This is a genomic window from Winogradskyella flava, from assembly GCF_014243395.1.
Taxonomy (GTDB): Bacteria; Bacteroidota; Bacteroidia; order Flavobacteriales; family Flavobacteriaceae; genus Winogradskyella; species Winogradskyella flava.
The window spans coordinates 23,493-40,134 of sequence record NZ_JACLCP010000003.1; the positions used below are offsets into that span (position 1 = coordinate 23,493).

Sequence of the window (16,642 nt, forward strand, 5' to 3'; positions counted from 1 at the left end):
CATGAAAAAAATATTACTATTCGCATTAATAAATTTAACATTAATACAATTGCAAGCCCAAGGTTGGGGGCAAACACAAAAAATCACGCCAGATGACAGAGCTTTAGCAGATGAGTTTGGTTGGTCTGTGGTTGTACAAGGAGATATTGCTGCTGTTGGAGCTAAATCTGTAGACTTCAATACTAGTGATAGAGGTGCCGTGTATATGTATGAAAAAGATGCTTCTAATAATTGGATACAGACTCAAAAACTATTTAATTCAGATGCGAGGCAGTTTGATCGTTTTGGTCAATCCATTGATATAGATGGAGATATAATGATTATTGGAGCTAGAAGCCAGGATTATGACGAAAATGGAGGCGGTATGTTCTACGATTCAGGCGGAGCCGCTTATATTTTTGAAAAAGACGCAACGGGTAATTGGAGTGAAATACAAAAGCTAGTATCTTCAGATAGAGGCGCAACATTTCAACCACTTTTAGGGGAAACAGTTGCTATTAGTGGTGATTACGCTGTCGTAAATGCACCAAGAGAAGTTAAGGGTCTTACGGGACAACCAGATTTAACCAATGCAGGTGCTTGCTATATTTTTGAACGTGATGGCAATGGTGTTTGGAGCGAAGTGCAAAAAATTGTACCAAGTCAGCGATATGCTCAAGATCAATTTGGAGATTTTTCGTTAGCCATTTCGGGTAACACCATTGCAGTAGGTTCGTTTCGTCATGATTTTGATGTTAATGAACAAAATGAAGTGTTAAGTGCTGGGGCAGTGTATATTTTTGAACGTGATACCAATGGTGTATGGAGCGAAACACAAAAAATTGAGGATGCCAATAGAGAGCAAGGTGAGTGGTTTGGTAAATCTGTAGCTTTAGAAGGCGATTTGTTAATGGTCGGTGTGGCTCAAGATTATTTTCAAGGCAATGGAAATGCACAATATGGAGCGGTACATGTTTTTGAACGTGATGTTACAGGTGTATATAATAATATACAGGTTATAACGCCTAATGCGCAAAATTTTCAGTCGCGATTTGGACATTCTATTGATGTAGAAGGTGATAAAATGATTGTAGGCGCTTATTTGATGGATATAGGTTCTGTCGCTTTTGGCGGTGCTGCCTTTATGTTTGAAAAAGATGTTAATGGTATTTGGAACCAAACTGCAGAGATGTATGATCCTAATGTTAACTCTGGTGATGATTTCGGCTATAATGTAGCGGTTAGTGGTGATTTTGCATTTGTGGGAGCTTATGATCAAGATGAGGATTTTGAGGGTTTAAATCCATTAGCCATAGCAGGAGCAGCTTATGTTTTTGATGTTAATGAGCCTAATACTTTAGCGTCTTTAAGTACACTAAGTATTGTTGATAATATTTATGAATTTACTGTAAAGGCTTATCCTAATCCTACAGAAAGTATATTGAATTTAGATTTTGGCAATTACTCACAAGGCATAAATGTTTCAGTATATACAACTTTAGGGCAAAAAGTGTTTTCTGCAGGCTATACCAACTCAAGAACCATTCAGTTAGACATTCAAAATCAACCAAAGGGCCTGTATTTAGTAGAGGTAAAAACGGAAAGTAATGCATCTTCAATTTTAAAAGTGGTGAAGCATTAGATTGAAGAAATTACATGTAACTTTGTGCAAAATAGGTTACATGTCAAATTCCATTTACATCGGCTACGATTTTAAAGTAGAGCCGCTTCAGCCAGCCACCGAGATACTAATTGCAGAATTGGGCTATGCAGGTTTTGAGAGTTTTGTTGAAAATAATGAAGGCATCACCGCATACATTCAAAAAGACGATTGGAATGCTTTTATCCTAGAAGATATTCATGTTTTAACTTCAGACGAATTTAAAATTACGTATGAGTTCAATGAAATTGAGCAAACCAATTGGAATGAAGAATGGGAGAAGAACTTTAAACCTATTATTGTTGATGGCCTTGTTACCGTTAGAGCACCATTCCATGATAAACCAAACACTAAATATGATATAATCATTGAGCCTAAAATGAGCTTTGGTACAGGTCATCATGAAACTACACATATGATGATACAGCATATTCTCAAAAATGATTTTAATAATAAATCAGTTCTGGATATGGGTTGCGGAACAGGAGTTTTGGCGATTCTTGCCGAAAAAGTAGGAGCTACAAAATTAGATGCTATAGATATTGATAATTGGTGCTATGTCAATAGTCTGGAAAATGTAGAGCGCAATAACTGTAGCTCTATTTCTGTTTACGAAGGCGATGGCTCATTATTAGAGCATCAGAAGTACGATATCATAATTGCCAATATCAATAGAAATATTCTTTTAGAGGATATCCCCCGTTATGCTAAACATCTAAATCCTGATGGTCTACTTTTTTTAAGCGGTTTTTATGAAGATGATTTAGATTTGATAAATTCTAAATGTCAAGAAAATAGCCTGTTTTTTAAGTCTAGCATCACAAAAAACAGATGGGTGTCCTCTGTTTATGAAATTAAATAATGTTCAATAAAAAAATCTTTTTTATAAACATTATTCATTTTTTATCTTAAAAAGTATTAAAAAAATGAAAAATTGTGGTTTTTCCGTAATCCATTTTCATTTTTCAGCCGTATATTTATTGAAAATAATATTATTTTAAATGTAGTTTTTTTAGTAGGTCTTTTTATACGACTTGCGTTAAATTTCTACGCCCTTGTTTACGTAAGCTATTCAAAACAAATCATTAATTTAACACATTTAAAATGAAACATGTAACAAAATATTTAATCTACACTTTAGCAGTATTCGGTCTTATTTTTACGGCCTGTCAAAAAGAAGATGTCCAAGACGACGTTTCTAGTTTTGATGAAGATATTACTATTAATATGAATAAATTAGGTGATAGAACTCTTGTCACCGATACCAAGTTATTAAAAGGAATTAGATCATTGGATCTTGATGTTGGGATAGTGTCGGTTGGAGATTTTCACTTGCCAGACGGAACGGTCGAAGAACGTATTTATATTGGAAGTGATATTTCCTTTACTAGAGATGAGCTGGACGCTTTAATTCAAGTTCGCTCAGTGACTCCAAAGCAATATAGAACCTTTAATTTGGTAACAGGAAGTAATCAAACTATTAATATTTTGGGTTACACAGGAGGTAGTCAAGCATTATCCAATAAAGCTAGGACAGCTCTAACTAGAGCAGTTGCTAACTACAACAACATTAGCAATATGACTTTGCAGTTTAATTTAACGTTTGGTACAGCGTATCAAGCCGCAGACATGGTCGTATATGATAATTCTGTAAATACTCCAGGTGGTACTGGTGGTGTTGCAGGTTTCCCAAATTCTAGTGGACAACCAAATAAATTTGTTCAGATCTATGGTATAGAGCAATTCTCTACCAACGTGAACGAACATGTCATTACTCATGAAATAGGACACTCCATCGGTTTTCGTCATTCCGATTGGTTCGATCGTTTAAGTTGTCCTGCTTCTTCACAGGGTAATGAAGGTACAGGGTCTGATGGTGCCGTACATATTACTGGTACGCCAACAGGAAGAGATTTAAGTTCTGTTATGCAAGCTTGTTTTTCTACTAGTGTAAGTGGAAACTTTAACGGGAATGATGTTACAGCGTTACGAGCCATGTATCCTGCGAATACGAGCCCTTGTGCGGGTGTTCCTGCATGGCAAAGTGGTGTAAGCTATCCTATTGGTGCGCGCGTAACCTATTTTGGTAATCTTTATGAGCGTGTTTCTGGGGGTTGGACTTTTATAGGGCCTTGCTAGGAATTCTATAGACCATAGTCTAACTTTATTACTCTAAAAATGGGTTGTTTAATTTTAATTAAACAACCCATTTGCTGTTTATAGATTAAAAGCCTCAATCACAAGTTTTTTCTTGTGGCTTATGAAAGAATTCCGGCACTATTTAATTAGAAAAATTTAACATAATTAGAATGCCATTATGGTGTTCTTTTTCGTTTTAGTAACAAATATTTTTTTAATTTAGCTTAAATACCCGGTCACAATGAGCATTAAGGAAAAACAATCCGAAGAGTTACTTCTAAAGGAAGAAGTCATCAAACAAAATGAAATTGTGTTGTTTAATGACGATGTTAATACATTTGATCATGTTATTGATACACTTATTTATGCTTGTGATCATGTTCCTGAACAAGCCGAACAATGCGCTATAATTGTCCATTATAAGGGAAAGTGCACAGTGAAAACAGGGTCTTATGACGATTTAAAACCAAGATGCTCCAAGCTTCTTGAAGCTGGACTAAGTGCAGAAATAGTATAACTATAAAATCCCGCTTTTGAGGGATTTTTTATTTTGTTATTCTACCAATAGCACAGCTCACAAAAGACTTCGCCTTTTTAGGTAGAGAATTTGCTTCCCCTTTTACAGGATATCCCAAATCAGATAGTTTCTTTTTTGCAGCTTCAAATTCAGGCGTTGTAGCGTAACTAAAGCTTACTTCACCAGTTTCATTATCTACAGTCACATCAGAAATACCGTTCAATTTTGATAATTGCGTAATTATGGTATTGGCACAACCTCCGCATTTAAGATTCTGTATTCTTAGTGCTTTTGTCATAAATCAGCTTTTGATTTTGCAAGTGCTAATACCAAATACCCTATAAAGTGGGCAAAAGTTAATAAGACTTGTAATTAATAAAATTATTGCTATACCCATTAAGACATAAGCCAAAGTTTCTTCGATAATATTGAAATAATAGAGTAATGCTACAACTACAGCAATTAAAATTCGTATAGCTTTATCGGTGTTGTTCATATTCTTTTTCATGATAATTTTTTTTATAATGTTGAAGGACAAACAAAATCGGTTGTCGGTAAGTCCGTTTTTTTGATGGCTCCAAATCCACCAGCAATATCAATAAGGTTATCAAATCCTCTAGCTTTTAAAATCGAGGCTGCAATAACAGAACGGTAGCCACCTGCACAATGTACATAATACGTTTTGTACTTGTCAACTTCGTTCATTTTTTCATTGATAAAATCTAAGGAAAAATGCTGTGCATTTTCTAGATGAGTCGATTGAAATTCTCCATCCTTACGCACATCCAGAATATTAAGATGCTCTTTTTTAGCCCGACTTGCAAATTCTATAGCAGATATAGATTCCAAAGTTTCAATGTCTTTTCCCGCTGTCTTCCAGGCTTCCATGCCACCTTCGAGATAACCCAAGGTATTGTCATAACCTACTCGAGATAGCCTGGTAACGGCTTCTGAAGATTTCCCCTCAGGAACAACTAAGATGATAGGTTGCTTAATGTCCGTAATTAATGCACCAACCCATGGAGCGAACTGTCCGTTTAATCCAATAAATATAGAGTTAGGAATATGACCTGTTATGTATTCTGCTTGCGATCTTACATCTAGTACTAAGGCTGATTCGTGATTTGCTAAGGCTTCAAATTCTTCGGGATTTAGTGGCACATCTCCTGTTTTTAAAACGGTATCAAAGGTGTCATAACCCATTTTATTCAACATGGCATTCTTAGCAAAGTATTGTGGAGGAGGCGCAATACCGTCTAGTACTTCTTTTACAAATTCAGCTTTCGTCATATCTTCACGTAAAGCATAGTTGGTTTTCTTTTGTTCACCTAGAATACCAACTGTCTCTTTGCTAAGGTTCTTTCCGCATGCAGAACCAGCACCATGTGCAGGATATACAATCACATTATCCGCTAAAGGCATTATCTTATTTCTAAGCGAATCGAATAACATTTTGGCTAAATCCTCTTTTGTTAAGTCGGATTTTATAGCTAAATCGGGTCGTCCTACATCTCCTAAAAATAAAGTGTCACCAGAGAAAATAGCATAGTCTTTGCCTGTTTCATCTTTTAATAAATAAGTCGCAGATTCTAGGGTATGACCTGGTGTGTGTAACACCTTTATGGTTAATTTTCCTAATTTTAATTCTTCACCATCTGTTGCTGAATATATATCGTAATCTGTTGCGGCTCCAGGTCCAAAAACTATTGTGGCTCCTGTTTTCTTAGCTAAATCTACATGGCCAGAAACAAAATCTGCATGGAAATGGGTTTCTAAAATATACTTAATTTCCGCGTTATTGGCCTTTGCCTTTTCAATGTATTGTTGTGTTTCCCTGAGAGGATCAATTATAGCCACCTCACCTTCAGATTCTATGTAATACGCACCTTGTGCTAAACATCCTGTATATAATTGTTCTATTTTCATTATTTATTATTTAATCTTATGCAAATTTACTAAACTTCATTTTTCGGAATGTGACTTTTATCACAAAGCTTTAAAACAGTGTACTTTATCCATTACTTTTTCTATTGATTATTTTACTAATACAACCAAACTAAAATCAGTGCTCAGCGATAAACTGGGATACAAGTAAATTTCATTTTAATGTGGTAATTTCTCTCTTAACAGTCCATAGACAAAAGTACCTAAAAGCGCAGCTGCTATTACTATCAAGATTGATAACGCTCCTGTTCCTATTAATATGTACATGGGCCCAGGACAAGCTCCTGCTAAAGCCCAACCTAATCCGAAAATACTTCCTCCTATAATGTAACGTTTAAAGCCACGTTCTTTTAATGGAACCTTTATATAGGAGTTTTCTGTTGTTTTGAGCTTTAATACTCTCGCAAGCGTAAGTAAAAATATTCCTGTAACCACTGCTGAGCCAATAATGCCATACATGTGAAATGATTGGAACTTAAACATTTCAAAAATGCGATACCATGAAACAGCTTCGGATTTCACCAAAATAATCCCAAAGAAAATACCAACTAAAAAGAACTTAATATACTTTCCCATATTAAAATAGTATTGGATAAATAAGATGTACCATAATTAAACCACCAATAAAAAAGCCGATGATGGCGATGAGTGACGGCAATTGCAGGCTACTGAGACCTGTAATGCCGTGACCAGATGTACAACCACCAGCATAGCGCGTACCAAAACCAACTAAGAAGCCACCCATAAGCAATATTAAAAAACCTTTAAAGCTAAAAACTGCATCCCAACTGAATAGTTCTGGAGGTAATAAACTTTGCCCTGCATTATTAAAGCCTAAGGCTTCTAAATCGTTAATTGTATTTTGACTTAAGTCTATATTTATAGGGTTGGATAAAAAATTATGGGCAATAAATCCACCCAAAACAGCGCCTAATACAACAATTAAGTTCCATTTTTGGCTTCGCCAATTAAAATTGAAAAACTCGGCACGTTTACCTGCGCCTCCAATAGTACAAAGCGTTCTTAGATTTGAAGACATTCCAAATGTTCTGCCAAAATAAAGTAGAAGAAACATAACTAGGGCTATGCAAGGACCAGAGATATACCATGGCCAAGGTTGTAAAATGTATTCCATAGTTTTTATTTGATGCAAAAATAGCAGTATAGATATGAGTTTATGTTACAAAAGTTACTAAAACTTTAAAACAACAATTCTATTTCTTCCCAATTGGATTTTACTTTCTTTTTCTAATTGTTTTAAAAGTCTGGAAATGACGACTCGGGATGTGTGTAAATCTTCTGCAATTTCTTGATGGGTAACTTTTAGCGTGGTAGATCCAGATAGTTTAACATGGTTAGTGAGGTACTTGAATAAGCGCTCATCCATTTTCATAAATGCAAGTGTGTCAATGGTTTCAAGCATCTCGTCGAAGCGATCTTGATAGCTTTGTAGTATAAAGTTTCTCCAACTCTCATTGGTATTGAACCATGCTCTCATGTTGATAATAGGTATCATTATAACCGTGGCATCCTCATCTGCTATTGCTCTGATTTTGCTTTTGGATTTTGCCATACAACAAGTCAGGGACATGGCACAAGTATCACCAGTCTCTAACACATAGAGTAATAATTCATTACCGTCATTGTCTTCTCTTAGAACTTTTATATTTCCATTGATCAAAAGTGGGATGTGGTTTAAGTCCTGTCCTATGTCAATAATAATATCGTGCTTTTTAAAAGACTTTATGATTGCAACTTTGGCAATATCGTTTATAATCTCTTTATCGAATAGGTAATCAAAGGGATGGAGTAGCTTTTCTATAACCATGAATCAAAAATAACAATTAGAATTTTGAAATAAATAGTTTGGTTGTTTTTTAATAAATGTCTTATATTTGCACCCACTTTAAAAAGGCCTCGTGGCGCAACTGAATAGCGCATCTGATTACGGCTCAGAAGGTTACAGGTTTGAATCCTGTCGAGGTCACTATTGACGTAAAACCTGCAATTTTTTGCAGGTTTTTTTATTTAAAAATATTGGATTACTTAAAAAATTTCTTAAAATAATGGCTCAGGTGTCAGTTTTTATGTTTTACATTTTAGAATGCAAATTTGCTGATGTTCTTTTTGATCTTCAATATGAAATTTTAAGACTCCAAATAGACTTATAAAGGCCAGAACACAATATAATTGTTATAATAATGGGTCTATTTTTTGGTTATAATAAGTATTCAATGTTAGACACCAAACATTTTAATCGTCATTGACGCTAATAGTGGGTTCGTAACAGGCAACTAAGCTAGAAAAAGAAAATTTGGGCCCCAGGCTATAGAATAAATCGAGTTTTTGTTTAAACTTGAAATTTAAACTCGGCGAAATTAGGATGAATTTTATTATTAAATTTTTGTTGCATTCCTTGATATAGTTACCTTTTTCTTAACTACTGATCCCTTACGCATTCTTTCATCAGAAGGTTGTGCTCCACCAACTGAAATTTCATATGCTCCAGGTTGGATAATTTTTTCACCTTTCATGTTCACAACACTTAATTGTTCTTTGTCAATTTCAAAAGTTAAGATTTTCTTTTCACCAGGTTTGAAGAAAAGCCTTTCAAAAGCTGCTAAAGTTTTATGTGGATTGAAAGTATCTGCATTTGGATTCTGTATATATAACTGTACAACCTCTTCGCCATCTAAAGCGCCTACATTTTCAACTTCGACCTCTACAGTGAAATTATTTCCTGATTCAATGGTGTTAGGGATTTTTAAGTTGCTGTATTTGAAATTGGTATAGCTAAGTCCATAACCAAACTCATACAAAGGTGTTCCTTTAAAATAACGATACGTTTTTCCAGACATGTCGTAATTACTGAAAGCCGGTATATCGTTGATGTCCTTATAGAAAGTTACGGGTAATCTTCCTGCTGGATTATAATCACCAAAAATAACATCCGCTATTGCGGTTCCACCAGCTTGTCCAGGATACCATGCTTCTATTATGGCAGGAATGTTCTCATTTTCCCAGTTAATTGAAAGCGCACTACCATTTAACAATACTAGAATTGTTGGTTTACCTAAAGCTTGGATTTTTTTAATTAATTGAGCTTGTGTTTTAGGTAATTTTGTGTTTACACGATCGCCGCCTGAGAAACCATCAACTTTGACTTTCATTTCCTCCCCTTCTAATAGTGGACTAATTCCCATGCATAAAATTACGGCATCAGCATTCTTGGCAATAGTTAGGGCTTCTTCCCCTAAGTTCTCTTTAGGAGACTCCCATAATAAGCGCATAATAGAATGTTCAGTATTATCTTGAATACACTCAAATCGTATATCATAATTTTTACCTGCTTCAAGTTTTACGTATTCGTAAATCTTTTTAGGATGATGTACATCGTCTCGACTCATTAATAATCTACCGTCTAGATACATCTTCATTGAAGAAAAAGCTTCACCTCCAAGTGCATAATTACCTGTTTGATCAACAGAAAGCACTCCCGTCCATCGTACAGAGTATTTGTCATAACCCATATCATCAAAAGGTGGTTTATTGCCCCAAGTAAAATCTACAATTTCATCTATTCTTTTATGTTTAGGGTCACCTTTAAAATCAATATTGTCATAATACTCAGCACTAAGGCCTTTGATCTTCTTAGAATCATCTGTAAACAATACTGAGTTTGGTATAGCTTCAAATACGGGAAGCCCTTCTGCTAGTTTACACCCAACAGCATATGATACCTCTGCATTAGGTAATTTTTGTTGAATACCTTTTAGCGGAGTGATAGGTTCTGTTGGATAACCATTATAATTGCCTAATAAAACTTCTAAATCATTGGCATTTGACCCGATTACCGCAATTTTTTTAATCCTATTTTTATCTAGAGGCAGTGTATTGTTTTCGTTCTTTAAAAGGACCATGGATTTTCGTGCAGTCTCTAGGGCGGCAAGCCTATGTTTTTCAGAATCGACTACATCATAAGGTATGTTTTCATATTTAACTGCTCCTTCTGGTGCAAAAAGACCTAGTTTTAATCGAGCTACAATTAATCGTTCTAAAGAAACATTAAGCTCTTCTTCCGTGATAAGACCATCTTTTACTGCCGCTACCAGTGAAGGATAAGAATCGCCGCAATTTAAATCCGTTCCGGCTTTTACTGCTATTGCTGAGGCTTCTTTGGCGTCGTCACTAATTTCATGAGCACCTTTGTCATAAAAATCTTTTATGGCCCAACAATCAGAAACAATGTATCCATTGAATCCCCAATCATTGCGCAGTAGATCGTTTAATTCTTGATTACCACAACACGGTTGACCATTGTAACTATTGTATGCGCACATTATTGAATAAACACCAGCCTGTTTGACTACTTTTTCAAAATGTGGACTATAAGTATTCAAGAAGTCCTGTGCACTGGGTACTGCATTAAACCGATGACGATCAATTTCTGGACCACTATGAACAGCAAAGTGTTTTGCGGTTGCTACAAGCTTTAAATAATTAGGATCATCCCCTTGAAGTCCCTTAATAAAGCGAACAGCTAATTCGCCTGCTAGGTAAGGATCTTCACCATAGGTTTCCATGCCGCGTCCCCATCTAGGGTCGCGAAATATATTAATATTGGGAGTCCAATATGTCAAACCTTGATAAATGCCTCTTTTACCTCTTGATGCAAATTCATGATGTTTTGCGCGAGCTTCATCAGAAATGATTTCAGAAATCTTACTCATTTGGTCTTTGTCGAACATTGCAGCTAGACCTATTGCCTGAGGAAATACTGTTGCTTTTCCGGCTCGTCCCACTCCATGAAGACATTCATTCCACCAATTATATTCTGGAATATTAAGCCTTTCAATTGCAGGCGATTCATAACTCATCTGAGAGACTTTTTCTTCTAAAGTCATTGTAGCGACTAATTCTTTCGCCTTGAGTTCAAAATTTGGAGGAGCTCCTTCATTTTGTTGGTTGTTGCTATTTTCAGATTTAGCGTCAGAGCATGCAGTTATTATACCCGCAATAGACACGAATAAAAGTACGTGTTTAAAAAACTTCATTGAAATATATTTATTTACAGGAATTTAAGGGCATACGCCAACATCATCCAAATAGAATGTACCCGCAACATCATTGCCAGGACTAATAAACATTTGAAATCTTATATACTGTCCAGTTGGCACAATAGAAGTGCCATCAGGAATACCTAGAGCGCCATCTGCATTACCAGTAAAGCCTGCAATTGCATTTGCAAAATTAAAACGCATTTCTTCCCATCCAGTACCTCCATGTTCTAAAGTGACTTCAACTTCTCGTTCTGTATCATTATTAGGGTCTTGTTGCATACTTAGTCTTACGGGCAGTACCGTGTTAGACCAAAATTTCAAACGTACAATTTTGTCTGCAGTGTCACTGGTGCTGCTAAAATCTATAGCCGTATTCATTTGTACACCATACCCGTCAAAATTACCACCTCCATCTTGAACAATCTCTAACACATTGGATGCTTCTGGATTAGCTCCAGAAAGATCAGGATTTGCAACAACTTGAACGTCTGCACCATTAAAACCGAATGAAAATGCTACATTATTGTTGTCAAATGTAGCAGGAGAACTAAATATTTGCGTGCAAGGATCTGCGGGTGGAACTACTTCAAATTGTTGTTCGGTCACCAAATCGTTTGGAGCGATGGCTTTAATCGTCACGAAAAAATTCTCATCTGATTCAGGATATTCGTATGTACGTTGTTGTTGTATCCCAACTAATTCATTAGTTGCACCTGGAAGCCCGGAATTAACTTCAAATGCAGTTGCTCCCAAGGCAGTAGGACTTACGGTAACTGAGAAAGGTGGTTCTGCATTATTAAACATTATGTTAGCTTGAACTTCCGTTGGTGCTGGTCCTTCACTAAGAACAGCGTCAAATTCAACTTCTCTATTACAGGAAATAAATGAAATAATTAAAATTCCGAAAATAATTGATCGCATAATTTAGTATTGATTAATTTTAAAGCAATATACCTTTTTACTTGTTTTTGTAAGGGTTAGAATGCTCTATGTGAAGATTTTTGCAACATTTGTAACTTAAAATGCGACATATTTTATTTTAATTAGAGTCAAATTGCTTTTATTTCACGTTTTAATGCAACATTTCATGATAATTGTAAAAACTAGTTTTTTCAAGTTGCTCAGACTTGTTATTATTCTTTCATTTTTAATAGGTGCAAATGAGGTAAATTCTCAGATTGATTTTAATTCCCTTGAATTTAATTCGGTTAAGGAGAATATTTTCCAACGTCCTATAACATCAATGGTATTGGATAAGCATGGTTTCTTATGGATAGGAACTGAAGGAGCTGGTCTATACCAATACAATGGCCTGTCCTATAAGTATTACAGGCACGATTTGACTGATGTAAATACTATTAATAGTAATTCCATAAGCTCTATGTTTCTTGATAATTCTGGGCAATTATGGATTGGTACGGATGCAGGATTATGCGTTTACAATGAAAAACAGGATTCATTTCAAAGATTTACAAGGGGCATTGAAAATGTTACAGCGGATGATTATATAAACGTGCTATGCTTCGCTCAGTATGGAGATAGATTTGTGGTTGGTACATACAATGGTATAAAAGAACTAGATTTTCAAAATGGTTTACTTCAAGATTACGCATTGGTAGGGCAATCAGTATTGGATTTGAAATTTTCTTCGAAAGGCGACTTATACATAGCGACAGGCCTTGGATTGAAAATAGAACGTTATAATGAAAGAGGAAAAATTGGGAATGTACCCATACAAAACCTAAATTTTCAAGAGCACATTACTAGTTTGCATATAGATAATCGAGAGAATCTATGGGTGGGAACTTTAAGGGATGGAGTATTTAAAGGCGATCTTAAAAAAGCAAGAACACCTTTTACCAAGTTGGATATCGTAGAGAGTGCAACAATGGCTATTACGAGTGGTATTGATCACGTTTTTGTGGCTGTAGAAAATGAAGGGCTTTTTGTCTTGGATATAACAGGAGACATTGAAAAACACTATCAGTATAATGTACTCGACAGTGACGGTATTGGATCAGATTCTGTTTGGTCTATGTTATTGGATAATGAAAATAGATTATGGCTGGGCTATTATGAAAATGGTTTAGGCTTTTTTGACGAACACCATGATAAGTTTAAGTCTATACAAAGAGAAAACGTAGAAAATAGTATTCACACAAATGATATAAAAGCATTTGCTAAAACCAATGATGGTAAAATCTGGATAGCCCAAATCAATGGAATAGATATTTTAAATACTGAGAATAAAGAGATTACTAATGTTTTTGGATCAGCTCAATCAGAGTATACAGGTTTAAAAGATGGTTTATACATTGAAGATGTTTTTATTGATAGTAAAGGGAATGTATGGATAGCAACTTGGGGTGAAGGTATCTTCTTTTTAAAAAAAGGAACCAAAAATTTTATAAATTTTACTAAAGAAAGTACTTCAGGGGTACTAAGGACAAATAAAGTCAGATGCTTTACGGAAGACAGCAGTGGTAAGGTTTGGGTTGGTTCATTTTTAGAGGGTGTGTTTTATTTTGATTCAGGTACAGGACAAATTCAAATTCCAGCTGGTGAATCCTATGCTAATTCGGAAATTGTCAATAAAGACGTTAAGGTAATTTATTACGACAGCTCAGGATATATCTGGATAGGTACTTCATCAGGGCTTTATCACATTGAAAGTCAAAATAATAAGTATCAGGTCACAGCTCATAACAATGCCATTTCATCTAAATTTGATGGTCACCCTAGTTCTAGTCGTATCCTAGACATATATGAAACGCAAGACGGAACGGTATGGTATGGTACAAACGGAGGGGGTTTGTTTGAATTTAAAAGGGACAAACAAGATTTTGAAAGGTTAGAATTAGAAGGATACGATTTATCTTATGTTAATGCCATATATGAGCCCATAAAAAATGAACTTTGGGTAAGTAGCAAGCAAGGAGTCTTAAAAATTGATCGCGAAAGGAATGAGGTTGTTCAGTTTACCGTAGATGATGGACTACTCGAAAATTTCTTAAAAGATCGTGCAGTAATAATGGATAATAATAACTTGTTTTATTTGGGGACTAAAAGCGGGATTAATCTTATAGAACCACAGCATATAGTTTATAATCCCTATTTATCGAAACCCTACCTCAAAGACGTTAGGATTTTTAATAAAAAAGTAGATATAAACGATAAGAATAGTCCTTTAGATATCAAAAGTGGCATTAATACAATTTCATTGAAGCATAATCAAACGGTCTTAACAATTGATTATGGATCCGTAAGTTATACAAGACCAGAAAAGAATAATTATGCTTATTTTTTGGAAGGTTTTGAGCAAGACTGGAATTATGTGGGATCAAAAACAAGTGCAACTTATACCAATCTTGAACCTGGTAATTATACGTTTAAACTAAAAGTATCTAATAACGACAACATCTGGAATGAAGCTTCTGTTATTCTGAAAATAGATGTATTACCACCTTGGTGGAAAACCGTTTGGGCCTATATACTTTACGTTTTGTTGTTTGGTTGTCTTGCATTTGGAGTAGCTTATTTCTACAGAAAGCGTATCAATGAAAGAAATACTTTTAGGCTCGAAAGAGAACGCAGAAAACAAAAGGTAGAGCTTCAAAAACAAAAACTTCAGTTTTTTACCAATATCTCACATGAATTTAGAACACCACTTACTTTAATTATAAATCCCGTAAAGGAATTGATAGAATCTGATAGTTCGGGTTTTCCAAAATCAGTGCAACGAAAACATAAAATAATTCATAAAAATGCAGAACGCCTGTCGAGATTAATTAATGAATTGATGGATTTCAGAAAACTACAATCCAATAAATTACAACTAAAAGTAGGTCAGTTTAATCTAGTAAAAAGTACAAAGGGTATACTTAGTTTTTTTAACGAAGAATCAAAAAGAAGAGCAATACAGTTAGATTTAAAACATAATAGTGCCAATTTAGATATTTGGGCAGATAGTGGATTGTTGGAAAAGGTCATGTTCAACTTGCTCTCCAATGCTTTTAAAGTTACCCCTAATAAAGGTCGAATTCGTGTGAAAATCACCTCAAATAGGCAGAAAATATTGCCACTAATAAGCACTGAGACACCTATACCTGTCGTAGAGCTTAGTGTAAAAGATAATGGTCCAGGTATAGACCAAAAGGACTACAAAAAGATATTTGATAGATTTTATCAAGTTAGTCAGTTAAACAAGTCTTATTATGGCAGTACCGGTGTTGGTCTGGAGATGGTAAAGAGTTTTGTTAAACTTCATAAAGGAGTCGTGGAGGTTGACAGTGAATTGGGTAAAGGAACTGTTTTTAAAGTTTTTATTCCTTATGGTAAAGAGTTCTTCGAAGATAACAATCTTTCGACCATAAGGGATAACGAAAAGTCATTGTTGAATATTAATTCTGAAAGTAAATCTGAGATTTACAAAATTGAAGATATTTTATCAAAGAAAGAATTGAAAAAGAAACTACTTATTGTAGAGGATAATCCAGATTTACAGGATTATCTTGTCTCGATTTTAGAGGAAGACTATGATTTAGTTTTGGCATCAGATGGTCAAGAGGGTTGGCTTAAAACTATGGAACATCGTCCTGATATTATTGTCACAGATGTGATTATGCCAATAATGGATGGTATTGAATTTAGTCAAAAAGTGAAGAAAGATCCTAGTTTAAATCAAATTCCAATAGTTATGCTTACTGCAAAGAATCTTACAGAAGATAGGATTAAAGGAATGGAAGTAGGAGCAGAGGCTTACCTTGTAAAACCTTTTGATACTAAAGAACTCAAAGTGATTTTGGAGCAGTTGCTTTTAAAAAAGAAGCGGTTATTTGAGCAATATTCAAATGTAATGCCTGTTGAAGAAGAAAAGAAAGGTTCAGATTTGGATAACGATTTCGTCCAAAAAGTGCTAGGGTATATTCATGATAATATTGAAAACACATCTTTAAATGTTGAGAAATTATCTTCACATCTTTGTCTCAGTCGCAGTCAAGTTTATCGAAAAATAAAAACTCTAACAGGTCTATCGCCAATTGAGTTTATACGAAGAGTTAGGTTAGAAAGATCACGTACAATTTTTCAAAATGATAAAAATTTAAACGTAAGTGAAGTGGCCCATAAAGTAGGTTTCTTGTCGGCATCTTATTTTACGGTTTGCTACAAGAAGCAATTTGGAGAGCTTCCCAAAAGCGGGAAAATTAAGTAACAATTACCATTAGTTTTAAATAAATCCTACCATAATCGTTACTTCTATTTAATTAAAAGATGTTGCTTTTACTAGGTTTTATTCAAATGCAACATTTGAACTATTTATTGCATCAAATTAAATACCCGCCT

13 protein-coding genes and 1 tRNA gene are annotated in these 16,642 nt (G+C 34.9%); 6 read left to right on the forward strand and 8 right to left on the reverse strand.

Annotated elements, in window-relative coordinates; all coding sequences use genetic code 11:
• Position 1 precedes the first annotated feature (1 nt).
• The 4 genes from H7F21_RS10555 to H7F21_RS10570 all read left to right on the forward strand — a co-directional run bounded on the left by H7F21_RS10555 (position 2) and on the right by H7F21_RS10570 (position 4,295).
• A complete protein-coding gene (locus tag H7F21_RS10555) occupies positions 2-1,621 on the forward strand; it encodes a T9SS type A sorting domain-containing protein (protein WP_185789257.1) in 1,620 nt (539 codons plus the stop codon).
• A gap of 40 nt (positions 1,622-1,661) precedes the next feature.
• Positions 1,662-2,501, forward strand: coding sequence for a 50S ribosomal protein L11 methyltransferase (gene prmA / locus H7F21_RS10560; RefSeq protein ID WP_185789258.1), 840 nt, complete (start codon positions 1,662-1,664; stop codon positions 2,499-2,501).
• Between the two features lie 242 nt (positions 2,502-2,743).
• Positions 2,744-3,778 (forward strand): M57 family metalloprotease, encoded by a 1,035-nt coding sequence (locus H7F21_RS10565; protein ID WP_185789259.1) that lies wholly within the window; start codon positions 2,744-2,746, stop codon positions 3,776-3,778.
• A 241-nt stretch (positions 3,779-4,019) separates the two neighbouring features.
• Entirely contained in the window at positions 4,020-4,295 is a 276-nt protein-coding gene (locus H7F21_RS10570; protein WP_185789260.1) for an ATP-dependent Clp protease adaptor ClpS, read from the forward strand.
• 28 nt (positions 4,296-4,323) lie between these two features.
• Here H7F21_RS10570 and H7F21_RS10575 read toward each other — a convergent pair whose 3' ends face one another.
• The 6 genes from H7F21_RS10575 to H7F21_RS10600 form a co-directional block, all read right to left on the reverse strand.
• Complete coding sequence (locus H7F21_RS10575) at positions 4,324-4,593, reverse strand: heavy-metal-associated domain-containing protein (RefSeq protein WP_185789261.1); 270 nt, start codon at positions 4,591-4,593, stop codon at positions 4,324-4,326.
• Positions 4,594-4,596: 3 nt separating this feature from the next.
• Positions 4,597-4,803 (reverse strand): YgaP family membrane protein, encoded by a 207-nt coding sequence (locus H7F21_RS10580; protein WP_185789262.1) that lies wholly within the window; start codon positions 4,801-4,803, stop codon positions 4,597-4,599.
• 11 nt (positions 4,804-4,814) lie between these two features.
• Positions 4,815-6,221 (reverse strand): MBL fold metallo-hydrolase, encoded by a 1,407-nt coding sequence (locus H7F21_RS10585; RefSeq protein WP_185789263.1) that lies wholly within the window; start codon positions 6,219-6,221, stop codon positions 4,815-4,817.
• Between the two features lie 177 nt (positions 6,222-6,398).
• A complete protein-coding gene (locus H7F21_RS10590; RefSeq protein ID WP_185789264.1) occupies positions 6,399-6,815 on the reverse strand; it encodes a DUF6691 family protein in 417 nt (138 codons plus the stop codon).
• Position 6,816: 1 nt separating this feature from the next.
• Positions 6,817-7,374, reverse strand: a complete 558-nt coding sequence (locus H7F21_RS10595) for a YeeE/YedE family protein (protein WP_185789265.1) — start codon at positions 7,372-7,374, stop codon at positions 6,817-6,819.
• Positions 7,375-7,431: 57 nt separating this feature from the next.
• A complete protein-coding gene (locus H7F21_RS10600) occupies positions 7,432-8,067 on the reverse strand; it encodes a Crp/Fnr family transcriptional regulator (protein WP_185789266.1) in 636 nt (211 codons plus the stop codon).
• An 85-nt stretch (positions 8,068-8,152) separates the two neighbouring features.
• Here H7F21_RS10600 and H7F21_RS10605 point away from each other — a divergent pair.
• Positions 8,153-8,226: transfer RNA gene (locus tag H7F21_RS10605), tRNA-Arg, on the forward strand.
• A gap of 409 nt (positions 8,227-8,635) precedes the next feature.
• Here the strand turns inward: H7F21_RS10605 and H7F21_RS10610 are convergent.
• Positions 8,636-11,293 carry a glycoside hydrolase family 3 C-terminal domain-containing protein gene (locus tag H7F21_RS10610; protein ID WP_185789267.1) on the reverse strand — a complete coding sequence of 886 codons (2,658 nt, stop codon included), beginning with the start codon at positions 11,291-11,293 and terminating at the stop codon, positions 8,636-8,638.
• Positions 11,294-11,317: 24 nt separating this feature from the next.
• Positions 11,318-12,220, reverse strand: coding sequence for a hypothetical protein (locus H7F21_RS10615; RefSeq protein ID WP_185789268.1), 903 nt, complete (start codon positions 12,218-12,220; stop codon positions 11,318-11,320).
• A gap of 196 nt (positions 12,221-12,416) precedes the next feature.
• On the opposite strand from H7F21_RS10615, the gene H7F21_RS10620 reads away from it, so the two are divergent.
• A complete protein-coding gene (locus H7F21_RS10620; protein WP_185789269.1) occupies positions 12,417-16,511 on the forward strand; it encodes a hybrid sensor histidine kinase/response regulator transcription factor in 4,095 nt (1,364 codons plus the stop codon).
• Positions 16,512-16,642 lie beyond the last annotated feature (131 nt).